Genomic DNA, 19,649 nt, shown 5'->3' on the forward strand with positions numbered 1-19,649 from the left:
GTTCACAGGGTTTTCATGAATTCGATCAGTGCACGTTTGTCGTCGTCCGACAGTGTCGTGCCATACAGGTGACCGGTGTTGTGATTGCCCTCCAGGCGCGTGTCGTATTTGAAGTCCGCCGAGGCTTTCGCTTGCGCGCCGCTGGTCACGAAACCGACGTTGACCGGGTCGTACACATCGGAGCCGGTGATGAACACCTGCGGACGTTTTTCCGGCGGTTGCAGCAAATCCCACAAGGTCGGTACCGAGCCGTTGTGCAGATAAGGCGCGCGTAGCCAGATACCGTCGGTGGGCGTGTTGCTGTAGCTCTGGGTCTTGCGGTAGGCACCGAAATCGAACGGCGGTTTCTTGAAGGTGTGAAACGCCGCCACCAGTCCGACAGTGAACGAGTCGAGCCGATGCGGATCGGTGCCGAGCTGGTCGATATTGGTGGTGACCTGCCCGGTGTCGACGCGACCGAAGTCGTGGCAACCGGCGCAATTGGTTTCCCAGATCGGTTTGCCCTGAGCGACTTTGGCCTGATCCAGCGCCCACGGCCACGCGGGTGCCTTGTGTCCGAGCAGCCAATTGGTCACGCGATTGAAACTCGGCGGCAGCACCGACTCCGGCGTCGCCCCCACGGCCATCGCGGCGGCGTAGTTGCGCTCGTGGATCTTGTTGTTATTGCCGTCCCAGTGCAGGTACATCGATTCCCGGGGTTTCTGGTTCCACACTTGCGGCAGGTCGACGGTGCCAATGGTCGAGTCATCCGGGAAGCCGAATACCACCATTTTCGTCGGGTTGAAGGTGTCGGTACGCCCCGGTCCCTGTGGCGGACGCAGCTTCTGCCAGGCGTAGGCCTGTTTCTGCTTGAGCAGTGCGGTCTTGGCCATCGGGATGATCAGGTAACGGTTGTAGATCCGCTCGAAAAAGCCGAGCTGGAACTTGCTGTTGATCGCCGCCATCACCGCGTCGGTAGTGAATTTCGGGTCGCTGGCGCAATCGTAGGCGAACCACTGGAAGGCTTGCAGTTGCAGGGTATTGGCCGGCGCACTCGGCACATTGACCGCAACGTCGCTGGCATTCGCCCGATAGGAGCCGGTGTGGCACAGCGCGCAATTCGGCTCGACGGTCGGGTAGCCGATCTGCCGCTTGGCCATGCCGATCGGCAGGTCCTTGCCGTTCTCGAACAGGAAACCGAAGACTTCCCAGCCGCCGGGTTTCGGCATCTTTTCCGGGCACATCTGCGGCAGCACCGAGAACAGGTAATACGGGATCCGCGCTTCGATGCCCAGGCCAATCGCGGCGTATTTGTAGTGATCTTCGTCGGAGGCGTATTCCTGCTCCGGAACCACGCGCAGCATCTGATACCAGGTCTGGTAACCGATGAACGCCAGCAGCGCGACCACCACCAGCGTGCCAACCTTGAACGCGTGACTCTGCCAATGCCGCGCCCACGCCGACCGCCATTCGCGCCAGCCGTCACACAGCAGGGCCAGTGGTCGGTTTTCAGGGGTGGTGCCGAGGTACAGCAGGATGCCGAGGATCAGGAAAAAGCTCAGGTCGCCCATCAGCATCGGCACGAATACCGAGCCCTGGCTGCTGGTGTCGATCAGGTAGATCCAGAACGCCACGGCGATCAGCCGCGTCAGCACGCACAGCCAGGAATGCACCACGTAGCGCGGTGCGTTGAAGCCCGAGGGCATGTAGAACACGCTGATACCCACCAGCAGCATCCCGGCATTTTCCAGCCACGGGTCGGAGAGTTGCGGCGGCAGGCCGACCACCGATGTCAGCAACCCCGGCGCAAACAGCGCCGGGATCGCGAACACCATGTTCATCGCTATACCGAGCCAGATGAAGCGTTGAAACCAGCGGATGTAGCTGTCCATGTCATCCATTTCCTTGTACAGACCGGAGAGATTTAGCGCCTGATACACCGCCATCGCTTGCAAGTCGGGTCCTCGCACCGCAGCTCCCACAAATACGCATCGCATTCCAATGTGGGAGCTGGCTTGCCAGCGATTGCAGTCGACCCGGTTGCAGGTCAACCGAGGGCCGTCTTCTCCAGGTGTTCAAGGATGATCGGATACACATCGACCACCGCGTTCTTGCCGAACATGCAGTCGATGTGACCGTAACCCGGCACCACATGCCGGCTATAGCGCTCCGGCCCATGTTTCTCGCAAACCCGCTGGTAGGTCTTGAGCGTGCTTTCCGGCAGGTAGCACTGGTTCTCCGCACCGCTGATGAAGCAGATCGGCATGGTCAATCGGTCGAAGTGCGGCATGTACACATCGTTGCCCTTGAAGTCCACCAGATGCCCTTTGCGCACGATCAGCGCCAGGTGTTCGAAGGTCTCGATGTTCGACTCGCCGAACAGCTCGTGCAGGTTGTCGTGCAGCGTCTCGTTGAGGGTGTCGTGACGGTACAGCGAGGCGTACATGAAGGTGATGCGGTGGCACACCGGGTTGGTGCAATAACCCTGGGCTTCGATCCGCGCGTAGCCATTTAGAGCCTTGTCGTACAGCCGGTTGAACCAGTTCTCCTTGCTGTCGGCGTAGGCGGTCATGGATTTGATACCGATGGCGTCGAGCATCCCCGGCAAGTGCAGACCGGCCTTCAGCCCCGTCGCCGTCGCGACCACCGTGTCGGCGGCGATCTGCGAGCAGACCACCGAACGCACGCCCTGCAAACCGGCGAGCAACGACATGAAGAACGTGGTTGCACCGTAGCAATGCACCACGCACTGCACGTCCTTCGCGCCGGTCTGCTGTTGGATCTGCGCGATGGCGGCCTTGAAGTCGTACTGGGCGATCTGGTCGCCGTTCCATTCCTTCTTGCTCGCCGGCAGCAGGATGCTCACCCGGAAATCCAGCAGCCACACGTCGTAGTCATGCTTGCACAGAAACTCGAGCAGGTTGGTCTGGATCGTATCGGTGGAAAAGATGTTCGAGCCCACGCCCAGACCATGCACCAGCATCACCGGGCCTTTGCTACCGGCCTGATAACGGGTCAGGCGCAACTGAACGCCATCTTCGGTGGGGAAGAAATGCACATCCGGCGTCGGCGCATCCAGCGGCCGTTTCAAGCGTGGCGGTGCGTCGGGATTGAAGTACTTGTCCCCGGCAAACACCCCGCCGTAACTCTCCCAGAGAATCCCGGCGAAGAACTTGCCAAACCGCGCCAGCCCTTCGATGCGCTCGCGCTCGTTGCGCGCATTGAGGACTTTCATGGTGGTCATCTGTTTGGCGAAATCGGTCGGCTTGATGTGCATCACGCCTGATCCGATCACCTCGCCGGACTTGTCCGGCCCGCGATACAGCGTCACGTAAAGAGTGCTGGTGTCGTGCCAGATATTCAGTACACCGTTGTCTTCCGGCACGGTTTTGAAGGCACTGAAGAAATAGTCGTTGCCGTCCTCGACGGTCAGTTTCATGTCGTATTTCATGTGGCGTGTGTCGACTTGCTGCTCGAATTGCTCGAACAGGTTGAACACGCCGTTGCTGGCGGTCAGCGGCTGCGGCGACAGCGCCGGGGCGATCACCGTGCCGACGATGGTCGCGGCGTGTTCCGGTTCCTTGATCATCCGGTTGAGGTCGTTGGCGGTGATGGTCAGGGTGAAGTCGATCGGCGAATTGTCCGCCTCGCCGCGTTTGGCCGCCGCTTCGTAAACCTTCAGATCCGTACTCTGCGCAGCGGTAAAGGCCCGGGAGAAGTAGCCTTTCATGGTCTCGGTGAACTGCACGCCGAGGGTCGGTGGCACCGGTTGTTTGCGCGGCGCCGAAGGCAGTGTGTAATCGATCTTCCAGCCCCGGTCGGCGGCTAGCAGGCACATGTTGCGCTCGCTGACGGCGGAGATGGTCAGCAGCGGGTTGACCGCCAGTGACGTCGGAATTACCGCACCGTCGGTCACGTAAAGGTTGGCGTAGACATCGCTGCCACTGGCGCCGCTGAACACCTGGCCCTTGTGGTTGACCACACCCTGCGCGGCGTCTTCACCCATCACGCAACCGCCCAGTGGATGCACCGAGACGATGCTGTGCTTGAGCAACTTGGTCCAGATCGGATTCTCGACCCAGATCCCGCCCAGTGCCTTGGTGCTCTGGTACAGCCGTTCATTGCCGATCTTGAAGTTTTCCTGCTCGCCAACACCCGGCCAGTCGATGCGCAATTGATCCTTGTTGTCGAGGACCATGCGGCCCTGGCCGCTGTCGTGGCTCATGATCAGGTAGGTCTGCATGTTGTGCAGCGCGCCGTAGTACGGGCCGCGCAGGAAGCTTTCGGCTTCGCGTTCCTTGTACTTCACCTTACCGCTGAAGCTGTCGTCGGTGGGCACCCCGATCATCTCGGCGAACCCGGCCATCGCCGGCACCATCGGTCGCCCGAGGGCGCCGGGAATCGAGCCCTCCTCGATGACCATGCGACTGCTGCGATCACCCTCGTTGCGCATATCGATGATCGACGTGATGCACGGGCCGACCGGTTTCATCTCCTTGGCCGAGTGCGTGCCGAAGCCGATGCCGTTGATGGTCTGTTCGCAGTTGTGGCCGAAGCCGAGGATGTCGCCGTTGCCGCTCATGTTCTCGCCGAGCTGGCCGGACATCGCCAGGCCCTTGTCCCGGGAACGCAGGAGGATTTCGGTGGAACCGAGGGTGCCGGCGGAGACCACGACGATGTCGGCCTTCACGAACAGGGTCGGCGCGTCGAATTTCTCGCGTCCACTGTCGAGGTACTGGAAGTGCACGATCCAGCCGCTGCCATCACGCTCCAGATACCGAACCTGGGCCTGGCAGAAAATCTCCGCGCCGTGATTGGTGGCGTCCGGCAAATAGTTCATCAGTGTGGTGTTCTTGGCCTTGTTGTTACAGCCTGAAACGCAGTCGCCGCAGTGGTTGCACGGCAGTTGCTCGACGCCGACATGGTTGAGGTTGTTCGGCAACTTGTCGAAGGTTACGTTGATCGGCGGCTTGTAAAAGTTCGCGCCTTGCTTGAGGAAGTCCGCGGACTTTTTGTTGGCATCGAGCTTGGGCAGGTTCGGTGCGCTGTTCGGATAAGGGTTGGGTTTGAGCATCTCCCGGGCTTTTTCGTAACCGGCCTTGAGCAAGCCATCCTGGTCCTCGCGCACCGCCAACGGCCAGCGTGGATCCTTGAACACATCGGCTGTCGGCTCCAGCGAGACGTTGGCATTGATCAACGACGTGCCACCGAGGCCACAACCGACCACCACGTTCTGCTGCGCGTTGACGTGCAGATCGAACAGCCCGGTGCGCGAGCCGATGTGGCCGTCCGGGTCGTGCACCTGCAGCTCTTCGGTCGCGGCGATCATGGTGTTGGGGTATTCGCCGGGCTGGATTTCCCGGCCCCGCTCCAGCAGGCACACCCGTTTCCCGGCCCGGGACAGGCGCGACGCGGCAATGCCGCCGCCGTACCCGGAGCCGATGACAATCACGTCGTAGTGTTCCTTGATATCGCTGATGGGCGTTGCGATCCGTGTCATGAGGTGATTCCTCTCTCAGGCAGTGGGGCAACTCTGCGGTTGCCTGCAATCGATGGGCGAACGGGCACCTGGCCTCCGGGGGCAGGCCCGGCGGCAATACAACGAAGTGGCAGGATTCAGGCGCTATAGACGGGCATGCTGATTGGCGGCACGGCGCAAGGTGCGCGTGCGCGGCTTCGGGGCTGACAGCAAGCGGGGATTGAGGAGTAAGCGATGCGGCTGGGTATCCATCACGCGTTCTCCCTGAACCAGATGTGGATAAGTGACGGCGGTCCTTGTGCCATTGGAGTGAAGACAGCGGCCGGATTGAAGTCAAGGCAGGCTCTTAGAACTGTATGAAATCTGATCAATCACCGTTTGGACTATAGCCGGCGGGACTCGCAGGGTTTGGCGAACAAGTTATCCACATAGCCACCCACAGCAAATGGGGACAACTGTGGATGACCGGGAAAAATATCGACGGTTATGTGAAGAAAAACCGTGACTTATCCAGAAGCACGGATTCCGGCGATGATTGTCTGTTTTTTGATCAACACCATGAAGACCACGGAATACATGGCCTACAGAGGATGGCAAACACCTTATCCACAGAAGCGCCAACAGAGTTCGGGGGTAACTTGGCGGATGCTGTGGAAAAGCTCTGGAGGCGTTGATAAATCCGGGTTTGCGTCGGGTTGGTGGGGTTAAACGGCTGAATTGATCGATTTTTGATCAGATCGTTGTAAGCCACGGTTTATATGGCTCTTGGCGGATAGCGAACATCTTATCCACAGAAGCGCCAACAGAGATTGGGGGCAAGTCAGGGAGCTATCCTGGGGAAAAAGCTCGTAAAAACCGCAAGTTAGGCTGGTTGTTTTTTGATCTGATGGCTGTATGGCTTGATTGGCGAGGGGTTCAGAGAGGGGCGAACACGTTATCCACAGATCCGCCAACAGGGATTGTGGGTAAACCGCCCTCTCCCGAAGGGAGAGGGTCAGTAAAGGTTTTCAGCGGACAACACCTTCTTCGATCAGCAGCTTGAGAATGGCTTCAGCACCAGCCTGCGCGGTGATGCCCTTGAGCACCTGCCCCCCACCCCCACTAGCCTTCGCCGTAGCCGCCTTCATCCGGTCAGCCCCGCTCTTGGCCTTGATCACCTTCAACCGCTTCGGCCGTGGCTTGGCCGGTTGCAGGGTCGCCACTGCAAGCAATTCGTCATCCACCACTTCCACATCTTTTGCGTGAAGAACGCCGCGTCGCGCCGGGCCGTAAGCACTTTGCCGTGGCTTGGGCGCCGCGTTATCCACAGTCGCGAGAAACGGCAGGCGCACCTTCAGCCGGCGGCGCTGCCCACGGGGCAACGCTTGCAGCACCAGTGCCGAGCCTTCGCTGATCGACTCGACCTGCGCCAGCCCCACCACCAGCGGCCAGCCTAGCCCTTCGGCCAGCAGGAACGGCAGCATCCCCGAACCTTCACCGGTTTCTGCCTGGCTGCCGGTCAATACGACCTGAGCGCCGGCATCACGCAAATAGTCGGTCAATGCCGGTAAAGCATCCGCACCGGCCGGTTGTTCCAGCACATGCATCTGCGCGAGCCCCATGCCCAGATAGGCGCGCAACGCAGGTTCCGCAATGTCCCCGGCATGCAGCACTTGCAGGTTATCCCCAGCCAGTTGCAAGCCGAGTTCCACCGCCCGTGCATCCTGTTCGGCACGACGCGGCCGGCCCGAGGTCGGGTGGGCACCGATTGAAACCAGACTGATGATCTTTGTGCTCATAACCGTTCCTTAAGCCGCATCGCGCTTGGCTTCGTTGCGGTAGGCCTCTACCGCCGCGATCAAGGCCTGAAGAATTTCCGCGCTTTCGCCGATCACCGACAGGTCGGCACGCTTGATCATGTCGCAGCCCGGATCGAGGTTGATCGCCACCACCTTGTCGCACGCACCGATGCCCTGCAGGTGCTGGATCGCCCCGGAAATTCCCACGGCCACGTAAACCCGCGCCGTGACCCAGGTGCCGGACGCACCGACCTGGCGGTCGCGGGTCATAAAGCCGTCGTCCACGGCCACCCGCGAGGCGCCTTCGGTGGCGCCGAGAGCGGCGGCGGTCTTGTGGAAAAGCTCCCAGTCCTTGACCCCGTTGCCACCGGAGAAGATGAACTCGGCTTCGGCCATCGGAATCGCCGCCGGGTCCACCGCTACGGCACCCAGATCCTCGATCCGCGACAGGCTGCGCGCCACGGGTGTGGATAACTCCACCGGCAACGCTTCGTGACGGGTTTCGCTGACCGGTTCGGCACATTCGGCGGACGCCAGAATCAGCCGTGCGACCGAACGGGCAAGATCCTGCAACCCGGCACCGGCGCGACCGATGCATTGCTGATCCTTGACCTGCCACACCCGTGTGGCCGGGCGCTCGCCCAGTGCAGCGGCAAAGCGCCGACCGAGTTCGCCGCCACCGCTGCGGCTGTCCGGCAGCAGCCAGTGACGCGGGTTGAACTGGTTATCCACAGCCCGCAGGCCCTGGATGCGTTGCTCCGGTGCATAACCGTTGAACTCTTCGCCTTCGAGCACCAGCAAGCGGTCAACGCCGGCCGTGGCGAAAGCGTTTTCCTTGTGCTCGCCGAATACCACGGCAAGTACCGCACCGTCGCTGCCGGCCAGTTGATGAGCCAGGCCCAGCAGGTCGCGGTCGTGGCTGCTCAAACGGCCGCCGACCATGTCCGGCACCACGCTGATGTAGAACGCCGGTGCCGGCACCTGATGCAGCGGCAATTGCACTCCAACGGCGGCCGAGCGCTTGGCCGAGCCGCCCTGTTGCGCACCGCTGCGGTCGATGCGCTTGATACCGTTCGGCCCGATAAAGCCGATGCCGTGCAGGTTCTTGCGGATGATCCCGTTGGGCCCCATCCAACTGTGTTGCGCCGGTTGCATGGCCGCGTGCAGTGGGTGCAGTCGGTTGCGTGCGATCCATTCGGCGCGAGGGTCACGGCGGATAATGTCGCTCATCAGTGGGCCTCCGCAGGTTCACGTTTGGCCGGGGTGGCAGGCTTGTTCGGCGCAGCGTCTTCAAGCAGCGCATCGGCCACCAGTTCGGCGATGTCCTTGATCAGCGGACGCGGTTCGACCACGCCTTCAAGCATCGCCGTGCACTGTGGACAACCCACGGCCACCAGTTCGGCGCCGGTCTCGCGGATGTCTTCCATGCGCATGTCGGGGATCCGCTGTTTGCCCGGAATGTCGGTGATCGGCGCCCCGCCACCGCCGCCGCAGCAACGCGAACGGAAGCCGGAACGTTGCATCTCTTTCACCTCGATGCCGAGGGCGCGCAGCACTTCGCGTGGCGCCTCGTACTCGCCGTTGTAACGACCGAGGTAGCACGGATCGTGATAGGTCACGCTGTTGCCTTTGTGCTGACCGAGGTTCAGCGCGCCGGCCTGGATGATTTCCGCCAGATAAGTGCTGTGGTGCTGCACGAGGTAGTTGCCGTCGAACGCGCCGTACTCGTTTTTCAGCACGTGGAAGCTGTGTGGATCGCAGGTGACGATGCGGTTGAAGCTGTATTTGGCCAGAGTCTGGATATTGCGTTTGGCGAGCAACTGGAACGTTGCTTCGTCGCCAAGACGTCGGGCCACGTCGCCGCTATCACGTTCCTCCAGCCCGAGCACCGCGAAGTCGACCTTGGCCGCTTTCAGCACTTTGACGAAGGCGCGCAAGGTGCGTTGATTGCGCATGTCGAAGGCGCCGTCGCCGACCCAGAACAGCACGTCGGTGGACTTCTTCTCGCTGAGCAGATTGAGGTTCAGGTCCGCCGCCCAGTTCATCCTCCCGCCCGGGGCAAAACCGCCAGGGTTGTCGGTAGCAATCAGGTTTTCCAGGACTTCGGCGCCCTTGTTCGGGGTCGCGCCTTTTTCCAGAGTCAGGTGACGACGCATGTCGACGATGGCATCGACGTGCTCGATCATCATCGGGCATTCCTCGACGCAGGCGCGGCAGGTGGTGCACGACCACAAGGTTTCGGCATCCACCAGACCGTTGACGATCGGTTGATGCGGATTACCGCTGTGTTCGCCCACTGGTTTGCCCGGATAAGGACTGCCGGCGAACTGGGCATCGGTGCCGCCGGCAAGACCGACGACCATGTCCTGAATCAGTTTTTTCGGGTTCAGCGGCTGGCCGGCGGCGAACGCCGGGCACGCCGCTTCGCACTTGCCGCACTGCACGCAGGCGTCGAAACCGAGCAGCTGGTTCCAGGTGAAATCCTTGGGCTTTTCCACACCCAGCGGCGCGGTCGGATCATTCAAGTCCAGCGGCTTCAAACCGGTGGAACGGCCGCCGCCGAAGCGTTCGGCGCGGCGGTGCCAAGCCAGGTGCAAGGCACCGGCGAAGGCGTGTTTCATCGGACCGCCCCAGGTCATGCCGAAGAACAGTTCCGACACACCCCACAACACACCAAGTCCGAGAATCGTTGCGAGCACCCAGCCACCGAAGTTCTCCGGCAGGATCCCGGCCACCGGCAAGGTCACCAGGAAGAACGAGGCCGAGAACGCCAGCAGGCTTTTCGGCAAGCGCATCCACGGGCCTTTCGACAGCCGCGACGGCGGGTTGAGGCGACGCCGATAAACGAAGATCGCCCCGACGAACATCACCGCCGTCATCAGCAGCAGCGCGTAGCCAAGAATGCGGTTATGCAGGCCGAAACCGTGGACCAGAATCGCCAGCACGATCGACGCCACCGCCCCGCCCGCCGTGGCGACGTGGGTGTTGGCGATGTATTTGTCCCGCGCCACCACGTGGTGCAGATCGACCATGTAACGCTTGGGCATGGCGAACAGGCCGCCGATCAGGTCGACCTTCGAGGCCCGGCCCCGACGCCACATGGCCACCCGCCGCAACGCCCCCAGCACCGCGAGGGCCAGGGCTGCGAACAACAGGATTGGAAGAAGGGTGTTCAACATGGTGAAGCTCCCACCAGTACAGCCTGGAGAAACACGTTCAGCGTGTTCCTGTGGGAGCGAGCTGGCTCGCGAAAGCGCCGGGTCAGTCGATGCAGCGGTGACTGACAGAATGCATTCGCGGGCAAGCCCGCTCCCACAGGGTCATGTGCAAATCTTTAGAAGTCTTTGCACAACCGCAGGGCGTCATAGATCGCAGCGTGGGTATTACGCTGCGCCACGCAGTCACCGATGCGGAACAGCAGGTAACCGTCGCCATTGCTGCTCAACGAAGGTTGCGGCTGGATCGCAAACAGAGCCTCGACATCGATCTGACCCTTGTTGCGCGAGCCGTCCTTCAGCGCGTAGTAGATCTCTTCGTCCGGACGCACGCCGTTCTCGACGACCACCTGATCCACCACCCGCTCCTCTTTGGCGCCGGTGTATTCGTTCTCCAGCACGGCGACGAGTTTGTCGCCTTCGCGGTAGACCTTCTCCAGCATCATGTCGCCGGTCATGATCACTTCTTTCGGGTACATGCTGCGGTAGTAGGTCGGGAACGACGTACCGCCGATGGCCACGCCCGGCTTGATGTCGTCGGTGACGATCTCGACCTGGCTGCCCTTGTCGGCGAGGAAGTCGGCCACCGACATCCCGGTAAACTCGCAAATGGTGTCGTAGACCAGCACGTTCTTGCCTGGCGCGACCTTGCCGTCGAGCACGTCCCAGCTGCTGACCACCAGCCCTTCGGCGGCACCCCAGTGCTCGTTCTGCTCCAGGTACGGATGACCGCCAACGGCCAGCACCACGATGTCCGGACGCAGGTCCATGATGGTGTCCGCGTCCGCTGCAGTGCCCAGGCGCAAGTCGACTTTCAGCCGCGCCAGCTCCAGCTGGAACCAGCGGGTGATCCCGGCGATCTGGTCACGCTGCGGCGCTTTCGAGGCCGTGGTGATCTGCCCGCCAATGAATTCTTTCTTCTCGAACAGGGTCACGTCATGGCCACGTTCGGCTGCCACACGGGCAGCTTCCATCCCCGCCGGGCCGGCACCGACGATCACCACCTTGCGTTTCGGCCCGGTGGATTTCTCGATGATGTGCGGCAAACCCATATATTCACGGGAGGTCGCGGCGTTCTGGATGCACAGCACGTCCAGACCCTGGTACTGGCGGTCGATGCAGTAGTTGGCGCCGACGCACTGTTTGATCTGGTCGACCTGGCCCATCTTGATCTTCGCGATCAGGTGCGGATCGGCGATGTGGGCGCGGGTCATGCCGACCATGTCGACGTAACCGCCCTCCAAAATCCGCGTGGCCTGGTTCGGGTCCTTGATGTTCTGCGCGTGCAGCACCGGAACCTTGACCACTTCCTTGATTCCGGCCGCCAGGTGCAGGAATGGCTCCGGTGGATAACTCATGTTCGGAATCACGTTGGCCAGGGTGTTGTGGGTGTCGCAACCCGAGCCGACGACGCCGATGAAATCGAGCATGCCGGTGTCATCGTAATACTTGGCGATCTGCTTCATGTCTTCGTGGGACAGACCGTCGGGGTGGAACTCGTCGCCGCAGATACGCATGCCGACGCAGAAGTCGTCACCGACTTCGGCGCGCACGGCTTTCAACACTTCCAGGCCGAACTTCATCCGGCCTTCAAAGGTGCCGCCCCATTCGTCGGTACGCTTGTTGACCCGCGGGCTCCAGAACTGGTCGATCATGTGCTGGTGCACGGCCGACAGTTCGACGCCGTCCAGACCACCGGCCTTGGCGCGGCGTGCCGCTTGCGCGTAGTTGCCGATCACCCGCCAGATTTCTTCCGGCTCGATGGTCTTGCAGGTGGCGCGGTGCACCGGTTCACGGATGCCCGACGGCGACATCAGGGTCGGCCAGTGGAAACCGTCCCAACGGGAGCGACGGCCCATGTGGGTAATCTGGATCATGATCTTGGCGCCATGCTTGTGCATGGCGTCGGCGAGATTCTGGAAGTGCGGGATGATCCGGTCGGTGGACAGGTTCACCGAGCTCCACCATTGCTGCGGGCTGTCGATCGCCACCACGGACGAACCGCCACAGATCGCCAGGCCGATGCCGCCCTTGGCTTTCTCTTCGTAATACTTGACGTACCGTTCGGTGGTCATGCCGCCGTCGGTCGCGTAGACCTCGGCGTGCGCGGTGCTGAGCACGCGGTTGCGGATGGTCAGTTTGCCGATCTGGATCGGCTGGAACATTGCTTCGAAAGCCATGGCGGGTTCCTCGACTTACAACGGCTTGACGGTGAACAGGCCGTCGTCGTGGCCTTCTTCGGAGCCACCGTAGACCTGCTCGGCCACGGTGCGGATCTTGCTGCCGCGAGCGGCGAGGATCTGATCCATCGCCCCGGCGAACCAGCCGGTGAACATGTAGTCGACCTTGCGTCCGACCTTGCCGTAGACGTAGACGAACGCCGAGTGTTCGAGCTTGACGCTGGCGGTGCCTTTGTCGAGGTCGATGTCCTGGATCTTGAACAGGCCCCAGCCGCGCTGCGACAGGCGCTTCATGTAGTGCTCGAACACCGCGACGCCTTCCAGACCGTGGCACTCGGCTTCTTTTTCACACCAGTGCCAGGCGGATTTGTAGCCGGCCTTGTAGAGGATTTCGGCATAGGCCTCGGCGCCCAGCACTTCCTCGATGCCCATGTGGTTGTTGACGAAGAAATGCCGTGGCACGTACAGCATCGGCAGGGCGTCGGAGGTCCAGACACCGGTCTCGCTGTCGACTTCAATAGGCAATTGCGGGGCGATCTTGGCCATGGAAACTTAACTCCAGAAAAATTTTGGTGTTGCCCCCGGCGCGGACGGCCGGGGGAAAGTATTCGGGAAGCGGCGGCTTATTCGCCCCAGACGTCCTTAAGGACGTTGACCCAGTTTTCGCCCATGATCTTGCGCACGACTCGTTCGGAGTGGCCGCGCTTGAGCAGGGTTTCGGTCAGGTTCGGGAACTCGCCGACGGTACGGATGCCCAGCGGGTTGATGATCTTGCCGAAGTTGGTCAGACGGCGGGCGTAGCCCTTGTCGTGGGTCAGGTATTCGAAGAAGTCCTGACCGTGCCCCTGGGTGAAGTCGGTGCCGATGCCGATGGCGTCTTCGCCGACGATGTTCATGGTGTATTCGATGGCTTCGGCGTAGTCGTCGATGGTCGAATCGATGCCCTTGGCCAGGAACGGCGCGAACATGGTCACGCCGACGAAACCGCCGTGGTCAGCAATAAACTTAAGCTCTTCATCGGACTTGTTGCGCGGGTGCTCTTTCAGCCCCGACGGCAGACAGTGGGAATAGCAGACCGGTTTTTTCGATTCGAGGATGACTTCCTCGGAGGTCTTGGAGCCGACGTGGGACAGGTCGCACATGACGCCGACACGGTTCATCTCGGCGACGATTTCGCGACCGAAGCCCGACAGGCCGCCGTCACGTTCGTAGCAACCGGTACCCACCAGATTCTGGGTGTTGTAGCACATCTGCACGATGCCGACGCCGAGCTGCTTGAACACCTCGACATAGCCGATCTGGTCTTCGAACGCATGGGCGTTCTGGAAGCCGAAGAGGATGCCGGTCTTGCCCTGCTCCTTGGCCTTGCGGATGTCGGCGGTGGTGCGGACGGGGATCACCAGGTCGCTGTTTTCGCGGATCAGTTTCTGGCTGGCGGCGATGTTGTTGACCGTAGCCTGAAAGCCCTCCCACACCGACACGGTGCAGTTGGCCGCCGTCAGACCGCCCTTGCGCATGTCTTCGAACAGCTCGCGGTTCCATTTGGCAATGATCAGACCGTCGATAACGATGCTGTCGGCGTGTAATTCGGCTGGGCTCATCAGGCGTCCCCTTATTGGCGATTCATGCGCCGAATCGTCTGCCGGCGCTTTGGGGCCAGCATATGCCTCGGTGCGCGACCAGCCGGGTGCAAAAACGACAGGGGAATTGCCGAAAGCGTCAATCCGCGACAAAGCGTCGCCAACCGGTCCGACCAGCCACCTGTTCAAGCCCGCGAGCTTGAGCCAGAATCTGCCGCATCTCGGAAACACCACTGGATTAGAGCGGCGACATCAATGAAATCGATCTTCCTGGCTTTGGCACTGATTGCGACCGGCGTACACGCCGCCGAAGAGTCCGACAACAACCCGTGCGACGCGGTGGAAAACGACGTCCAGACCCTGGAGTGCTCGACCTACAGCCGCACCACCGCCGAAGACCTGCTCAAGGACAACTACAAAAGCCTGAACGAGCGCATGCAGGCGACCTACGGCAAGAACCCGGCGCAACTGACCGACATCACCGCAAAACTCAAGACCGCCCAGCAACAATGGCTGAAAACCCGCGACGCCGACTGCGCCGTCGAAGCCTTCCCGGCGACGGACGGCAGCAAGGCGTTCAAGATTGCGCAGAACGATTGCGTGGCGCGGATGAGTGACGAGCGGTCGGAGTTTTTGGAGTCGATAGGCCAGGAGTGAGGGCTTGAGCTGTAAGCTGCACCTCCTCAGCCAATCAAGGGATTCACATGAACATCTGCGGTATCGAAATCAAAGGCAGTGAAGCGATCATCGCCGTGGCGTCCCTCGACGGTTCGGTGTTGAGCCATGTCGCTTTGAACACCAGGAAAATCGCGCTGGACGATGACGACGAGGCGGCCAACGTCAAACTGTTCGCCGCACAAGTGGCGTCGTTCGTGCGCGAGAACTCGATTGATCGCATCGCGATCAAGAAGCGCAGCAAGAAGGGCGAGTTTGCCGGTGGGCCGACCACGTTCAAGATCGAGGGCGTGTTTCAGTTGCTGGACGGTTGCGAGGTGACGCTGCTGTCGCCGCAGACAATCAATGCCCAGGCCAAGAAGCACAATTTCGAGCTGCCGGGCACGCTTAACAAGTATCAGCATGAAGCCTACAAGGCAGCGTGCTCGGCATTGGTGAAGAAGTAACTAGCCCGCTTTGCGCGCGCTCAACCAGTCGCCGAAGGACTTGTCTTCCAGCGCATAGCCACCACGACTCGACTTCCACACCAGCTCCTTGTCGCGCAGGGCATCGATACAGGCCTGAATGGTCTGGGTGCCCGGCACCACGTCGCTGCCCAGATTCTCCAGTGCCTTGCTGACGGCCATAAGCGTGCTATCGGTAAACGGTGCAAAAGGCTCGTTGTTTCGTGAGCGCTCCACCATCACTTCCAGTACGGCGCGCTGGGGAATTGTCAGATTGTTCCATGCACTCTCGAACTCGCTCCACACACCTGCGCGCAACAATTCGGCACGGCTCTGCAACAACTGCCCCAGATTGCTGGCCTCGCCCAGCTCCAGTGCCACTTCACCAATAATGGTGCGCAACATTTCCGGGCGCCGCCCGACCAACTCAAAGGCATCGTCAATATCAGCCGCACTGAACTGGTTGGTCTCGGCCAGATGGGCGTTGAGGTGCAAGGTGTACGCTTGGGTGAACTCTTTTCCCAGCAATGGAAAGGGTGTGATGCTCGAGCCGAAAAACGGTTGGCTTTTGCCCAGCACCAGATGGGCGAGCTTGTCGCGATTGGAACCGGTGAATACCAGATGCAAACCGCTGCCCTCGCCTTCACGCCCCTGATTGAGCTGATCCCGCGCAGCCTTCAGGGCAAACATCGCGTTGATGCCTGCGGCGGTGGTGAGCGCGTGCTGGGCCTCGTCGATCACCAGCACTACAGGCTTTTCAGCGGCGCTGTGGAGCAGTTCCAGCGCTTGAGTCAGGGTCGCACCGGCCGGCAGTTGCGGCTTGGTGAAATCCCAGGACAAGGTGCGCAGAAAGCTGAGTTTTTCGATGCCGATATTCTTCGCCAGTTTGCGGATGCCCTTTTCAAAAGGGATCAACGCGCCAGCAATGGCACTGGCGATCAAGTCGGCAGGGTCTTTTTCCTTGTCGGCCCACAGGTCGACGTAAACCGTCAGCCAGCCTCGGGCCTGGCATTCCGGGATCAGGTCCTCCCGCAGAAAGGTACTTTTGCCCGTGCGACGCGGCGCTGCCAGAAAAAGGCCGGAGGTAAAATCCTGCAGACCTGCACCCACCAGTCCATCGGCAACACTGCGTGCCAGGGCGGGGCGGCGGAAGACGAAGCCGTTGTTTCTGGACATGGTTTTACACTCAATTATTCAAACGACTGTAATTTATACCTAAAAGTATAATTAACTATAATCGTTCGTCAAACGGCCTCCCGTCGCCGGTCCTCTCGTGGACATCGGGCAAACTTCGCCCGATAGCTGCGGGTGAAATAGGACGGCGATTCAAACCCGCAGGCGATGCTGACTTCCAGCACGCTCATGTCAGTCTGGCGCAACAGCTGCCGGGCCTTTTCCAGCCTTAGCCGCAGATAGAAATTGCTCGGTGTGTCGTTCAGGTGCAGGCGGAACAACCGCTCCAGTTGCCGCCGCGTCACCTTGATCGACTCCGCCAGCTCCAGGGTGGTCAGCGGCGGTTCACTGTGCTGCTCCATTTCGCCGATCACATGCACCAGCTTCTTGTTGCTGATGCCGTAACGCGTGGCGACTTCCATGCGCTGGTGGTCCTTGCGCGGACGAATGCGGCCGAGCACGAATTGCTCGCTGACCTGGATCGCCAGTTGCGGGCCGTGGGCCTGGGCGATCAGGTCGAGCATCAGGTCGATGGAAGCGGTACCGCCGGCGGAGGTGATGCGCCGACGGTCGATCTCGAACAGCTCCTGAGTGACGCTGAGCTGTGGATAAGATTCCTTGAAGGCGTCGATGGCTTCCCAGTGCAGGGTCAGGCGATGGCCATCGAGCAGACCCGCCTCGGCGAGGACGAAGCTGCCGGTATCGATGGCGCCGAGGGTCACACCTTCGTTGTCCAGCCGTCGCAGCCAATGCTCCAGCGCCGGGGTGGCGAATTTCAGGGGTTCGAAACCGGCGACCACCAGCAACGTCGCCCCTTTCTTCAGCGGCTCCAGCGCCGCATCGGCGTTGACCGACATCCCGTTGCTCGCCAGCACCGCCCCGCCATCGGCGCTCAAGACGTGCCAGCGGTACAGCTCGCCGCGAAAGCGGTTGGCCACCCGCAGCGGTTCGATCGCAGAGATGAAACCGATGGCGGAAAAACCCGGCATCAACAGAAAGTAGAAATCCTGGGACATGGCGCGCACTCGGTTAGCGGGTAGCGTGCAACGTTGATACGCCAGTTGTCGGCGGCATTCAAGAGCACAGGTCGCTGCAGTGCAAGAGCTGGTCGCCGCAGTGCGTTTTCATCGGTGCATTGCTGCGTAATTTGGCATCACCGGCACGACAGATGCCGGAACCCACAATAACGACCTGCCGAGGAACCCGACATGAAACGACTGATCAGCAGCTGTGTTCTCGCACTCAGCGGTACCGCGTTTTTAAGCGCCAGTGTCATGGCGGCCGAACCTGCGTCGTGCCAGAACGTACGCATGGGTGTGGTGAACTGGACCGACGTGATCGCCACCAGCGCCATGACCCAGGTTCTGCTCGACGGCCTCGGCTACAGCACCAAACAAACCAGCGCCTCTCAGCAAATCATCTTCGCCGGCATCCGCGACCAGCGTCTGGATCTGTTCCTCGGCTACTGGAACCCGCTGATGACCCAGACCATCACCCCATTCGTCGATGCCAATCAGGTCAAGGTTCTTCCGGCGCCGAGCCTGAAAGACGCCCGCGCCACCCTCGCCGTGCCGACCTATCTGGCGGACAAGGGTCTGAAAACCTTCGCCGATATCGCCAAGTTCGAGAAAGAACTGGGCGGCAAGATCTACGGCATCGAGCCTGGCTCGGGCGCCAACACCCAGATCAAGGCGATGATTGCCAAAAACCAGTTCGGCCTCGGCAAGTTCCAGCTCGTGGAGTCCAGCGAGGCCGGCATGCTCGCCGCCGTCGACCGCGCCGTGCGCCGCAAGGAAGCCGTGGTGTTCTTCGGCTGGGCGCCGCACCCGATGAACGTCAACGTGCAGATGACTTATCTGACCGGCAGCGAAGACGCCCTCGGCCCGAACGAAGGCATGGCAACCGTGTGGACCGTCACCGCGCCGAAATACGCCGAACAATGCCCGAACGTCGGTCGCCTGCTGAGCAACCTGACGTTCACCGCCGAAGACGAGAGCCGGATGATGCAGCCGCTGCTCGATCACAAGGACGCTTTCGAATCGGCCAGACAATGGCTCAAGGATCACCCGCAGGACAAACAGCGCTGGCTCGAAGGCGTAACCACCTTCGATGGCAAACCGGCGGCTGAAAACCTCCAGCTCACCAGCAAATAAACCGCAACGAACGAACCGCTTCGCAGCCCGCCCAGGGCTGCGAACAGACCCATCACGCCTTAAGGAAAACGCACCATGAACCACGACGTCATCATCACCTGCGCACTCACCGGTGCTGGCGACACGACCGCCAAGAGCCCTCACGTGCCGGTCACCCCGAAGCAAATCGCCGCCGCCGCAGTAGAAGCGGCCAAGGCCGGCGCCACGGTCGTGCACTGCCACGTCCGCGACCCGCAGACCGGCAAGTTCAGCCGTGACGTGGCGCTGTACCGCGAAGTCATGGAGCGCATCCGCGAAGCCGACGTCGACATCATCGTCAACCTCACCGCCGGCATGGGTGGCGACCTGGAGATCGGACCGGGCGAGAGCCCGATGGAATTCGGCCCGAACACCGATCTGGTCGGCCCGCTGACCCGCCTGGCCCACGTCGAAGAGCTGCTGCCGGAAATCTGCACCCTGGATTGCGGCACCCTGAACTTCGGCGACGGCGACACCATTTATGTTTCCACTCCTGCGCAACTTCGCGCCGGTGCCAAGCGCATCACCGAGCTGGGTGTGAAGGCGGAGCTGGAGATTTTCGATACCGGTCACCTGTGGTTTGCCAAACAGATGATCAAGGAAGGCCTGCTGGACAACCCGCTGTTCCAGCTGTGCCTGGGCATCCCGTGGGGCGCACCGGCCGACACCACCACCATGAAAGCCATGGTCGACAACCTGCCCGCCGACGCCGTTTGGGCGGGCTTCGGCATCGGCCGCATGCAGATGCCGATGGCGGCGCAAGCGGTGCTGCTTGGCGGCAACGTGCGGGTCGGCCTGGAGGACAACCTGTGGCTGGACAAAGGCGTGCTGGCGACCAACGGCCAACTGGTCGAACGCGCCACCGAGATCCTCAGCCGCCTCGGCGCCCGGGTGCTGACCCCGGCAGAAGGTCGCAAGAAGATGGGCCTGACCCAGCGCGGCTGAAAACACCCTTTCCCCCGGTGGGCGGGTCATT

General features: G+C 61.4%; 14 protein-coding genes. 4 read left to right on the plus strand and 10 right to left on the minus strand.

All coding sequences use genetic code 11. The features are described 5' to 3' along the window. Positions 1–2: 2 nt before the first annotated feature. The 8 genes from NH234_RS27540 to NH234_RS27575 all read right to left on the minus strand — a co-directional run bounded on the left by NH234_RS27540 (position 3) and on the right by NH234_RS27575 (position 14,232). On the minus strand, positions 3–1,871 hold the full coding sequence (locus tag NH234_RS27540) for a hypothetical protein (protein WP_085731645.1): 1,869 nt from the start codon (positions 1,869–1,871) through the stop codon (positions 3–5). A gap of 155 nt (positions 1,872–2,026) precedes the next feature. After that, the gene (locus NH234_RS27545; protein WP_367254955.1) at positions 2,027–5,479 is read right to left on the minus strand and encodes an alpha/beta fold hydrolase; all 3,453 of its coding nucleotides are present in this window, start codon (positions 5,477–5,479) and stop codon (positions 2,027–2,029) included. A gap of 986 nt (positions 5,480–6,465) precedes the next feature. Further along, positions 6,466–7,236 (minus strand): electron transfer flavoprotein subunit beta, encoded by a 771-nt coding sequence (locus NH234_RS27550; protein ID WP_367254956.1) that lies wholly within the window; start codon positions 7,234–7,236, stop codon positions 6,466–6,468. A gap of 9 nt (positions 7,237–7,245) precedes the next feature. Then, complete coding sequence (locus tag NH234_RS27555; RefSeq protein ID WP_367254958.1) at positions 7,246–8,466, minus strand: electron transfer flavoprotein subunit alpha/FixB family protein; 1,221 nt, start codon at positions 8,464–8,466, stop codon at positions 7,246–7,248. Continuing rightward, positions 8,466–10,415, minus strand: coding sequence for a dimethylglycine demethylation protein DgcB (gene dgcB, locus NH234_RS27560; protein WP_367254960.1), 1,950 nt, complete (start codon positions 10,413–10,415; stop codon positions 8,466–8,468). The genes NH234_RS27555 and dgcB overlap by 1 nt, the downstream gene beginning before the upstream one ends. 155 nt (positions 10,416–10,570) lie before the next feature. After that, positions 10,571–12,631 (minus strand): dimethylglycine demethylation protein DgcA, encoded by a 2,061-nt coding sequence (dgcA, locus tag NH234_RS27565; RefSeq protein ID WP_367254962.1) that lies wholly within the window; start codon positions 12,629–12,631, stop codon positions 10,571–10,573. Positions 12,632–12,646: 15 nt separating this feature from the next. Next, positions 12,647–13,177, minus strand: a complete 531-nt coding sequence (locus NH234_RS27570; RefSeq protein ID WP_003228980.1) for a DUF5943 domain-containing protein — start codon at positions 13,175–13,177, stop codon at positions 12,647–12,649. 77 nt (positions 13,178–13,254) lie between these two features. After that, positions 13,255–14,232: a dipeptidase gene (locus NH234_RS27575; RefSeq protein WP_007959776.1), complete on the minus strand. Its 978-nt coding sequence runs from the start codon at positions 14,230–14,232 to the stop codon at positions 13,255–13,257. 234 nt (positions 14,233–14,466) lie between these two features. Between NH234_RS27575 and NH234_RS27580 the strand changes: the two genes are divergently transcribed. Beyond that, positions 14,467–14,868 carry a lysozyme inhibitor LprI family protein gene (locus NH234_RS27580; protein WP_085731742.1) on the plus strand — a complete coding sequence of 134 codons (402 nt, stop codon included), beginning with the start codon at positions 14,467–14,469 and terminating at the stop codon, positions 14,866–14,868. Positions 14,869–14,915: 47 nt separating this feature from the next. Further along, entirely contained in the window at positions 14,916–15,332 is a 417-nt protein-coding gene (locus NH234_RS27585) for a DUF3010 family protein (protein WP_085731640.1), read from the plus strand. On the opposite strand, the gene NH234_RS27590 is transcribed toward NH234_RS27585, so the two are convergent. Continuing rightward, entirely contained in the window at positions 15,333–16,505 is a 1,173-nt protein-coding gene (locus NH234_RS27590; RefSeq protein WP_367254966.1) for a hypothetical protein, read from the minus strand. Between the two features lie 68 nt (positions 16,506–16,573). Beyond that, on the minus strand, positions 16,574–17,518 hold the full coding sequence (locus NH234_RS27595; RefSeq protein ID WP_011336294.1) for a GlxA family transcriptional regulator: 945 nt from the start codon (positions 17,516–17,518) through the stop codon (positions 16,574–16,576). Between the two features lie 192 nt (positions 17,519–17,710). Here NH234_RS27595 and NH234_RS27600 point away from each other — a divergent pair, with 192 nt between their 5' ends. Then, positions 17,711–18,655 carry a choline ABC transporter substrate-binding protein gene (locus NH234_RS27600; protein ID WP_085731638.1) on the plus strand — a complete coding sequence of 315 codons (945 nt, stop codon included), beginning with the start codon at positions 17,711–17,713 and terminating at the stop codon, positions 18,653–18,655. Positions 18,656–18,730: 75 nt separating this feature from the next. Then, positions 18,731–19,618, plus strand: a complete 888-nt coding sequence (locus NH234_RS27605) for a 3-keto-5-aminohexanoate cleavage protein (RefSeq protein ID WP_039768000.1) — start codon at positions 18,731–18,733, stop codon at positions 19,616–19,618. Positions 19,619–19,649 lie beyond the last annotated feature (31 nt).

Source organism: Pseudomonas sp. stari2, from assembly GCF_040760005.1.
GTDB lineage: Bacteria > Pseudomonadota > Gammaproteobacteria > Pseudomonadales > Pseudomonadaceae > Aquipseudomonas.

Bases quoted from the DNA above. Each gene is read 5' to 3' on its own strand.
- NH234_RS27540 (WP_085731645.1), bottom strand. From the start codon at position 1,871: ATGGACAGCTACATCCGCTGGTTTCAACGCTTCATCTGGCTCGGTATA.
- NH234_RS27545 (WP_367254955.1), bottom strand. From the start codon at position 5,479: ATGACACGGATCGCAACGCCCATCAGCGATATCAAGGAACACTACGAC.
- NH234_RS27550 (WP_367254956.1), bottom strand. From the start codon at position 7,236: ATGAGCACAAAGATCATCAGTCTGGTTTCAATCGGTGCCCACCCGACC.
- NH234_RS27555 (WP_367254958.1), bottom strand. From the start codon at position 8,466: ATGAGCGACATTATCCGCCGTGACCCTCGCGCCGAATGGATCGCACGC.
- dgcB (WP_367254960.1), bottom strand. From the start codon at position 10,415: ATGTTGAACACCCTTCTTCCAATCCTGTTGTTCGCAGCCCTGGCCCTC.
- dgcA (WP_367254962.1), bottom strand. From the start codon at position 12,631: ATGGCTTTCGAAGCAATGTTCCAGCCGATCCAGATCGGCAAACTGACC.
- NH234_RS27570 (WP_003228980.1), bottom strand. From the start codon at position 13,177: ATGGCCAAGATCGCCCCGCAATTGCCTATTGAAGTCGACAGCGAGACC.
- NH234_RS27575 (WP_007959776.1), bottom strand. From the start codon at position 14,232: ATGAGCCCAGCCGAATTACACGCCGACAGCATCGTTATCGACGGTCTG.
- NH234_RS27580 (WP_085731742.1), top strand. From the start codon at position 14,467: ATGAAATCGATCTTCCTGGCTTTGGCACTGATTGCGACCGGCGTACAC.
- NH234_RS27585 (WP_085731640.1), top strand. From the start codon at position 14,916: ATGAACATCTGCGGTATCGAAATCAAAGGCAGTGAAGCGATCATCGCC.
- NH234_RS27590 (WP_367254966.1), bottom strand. From the start codon at position 16,505: ATGTCCAGAAACAACGGCTTCGTCTTCCGCCGCCCCGCCCTGGCACGC.
- NH234_RS27595 (WP_011336294.1), bottom strand. From the start codon at position 17,518: ATGTCCCAGGATTTCTACTTTCTGTTGATGCCGGGTTTTTCCGCCATC.
- NH234_RS27600 (WP_085731638.1), top strand. From the start codon at position 17,711: ATGAAACGACTGATCAGCAGCTGTGTTCTCGCACTCAGCGGTACCGCG.
- NH234_RS27605 (WP_039768000.1), top strand. From the start codon at position 18,731: ATGAACCACGACGTCATCATCACCTGCGCACTCACCGGTGCTGGCGAC.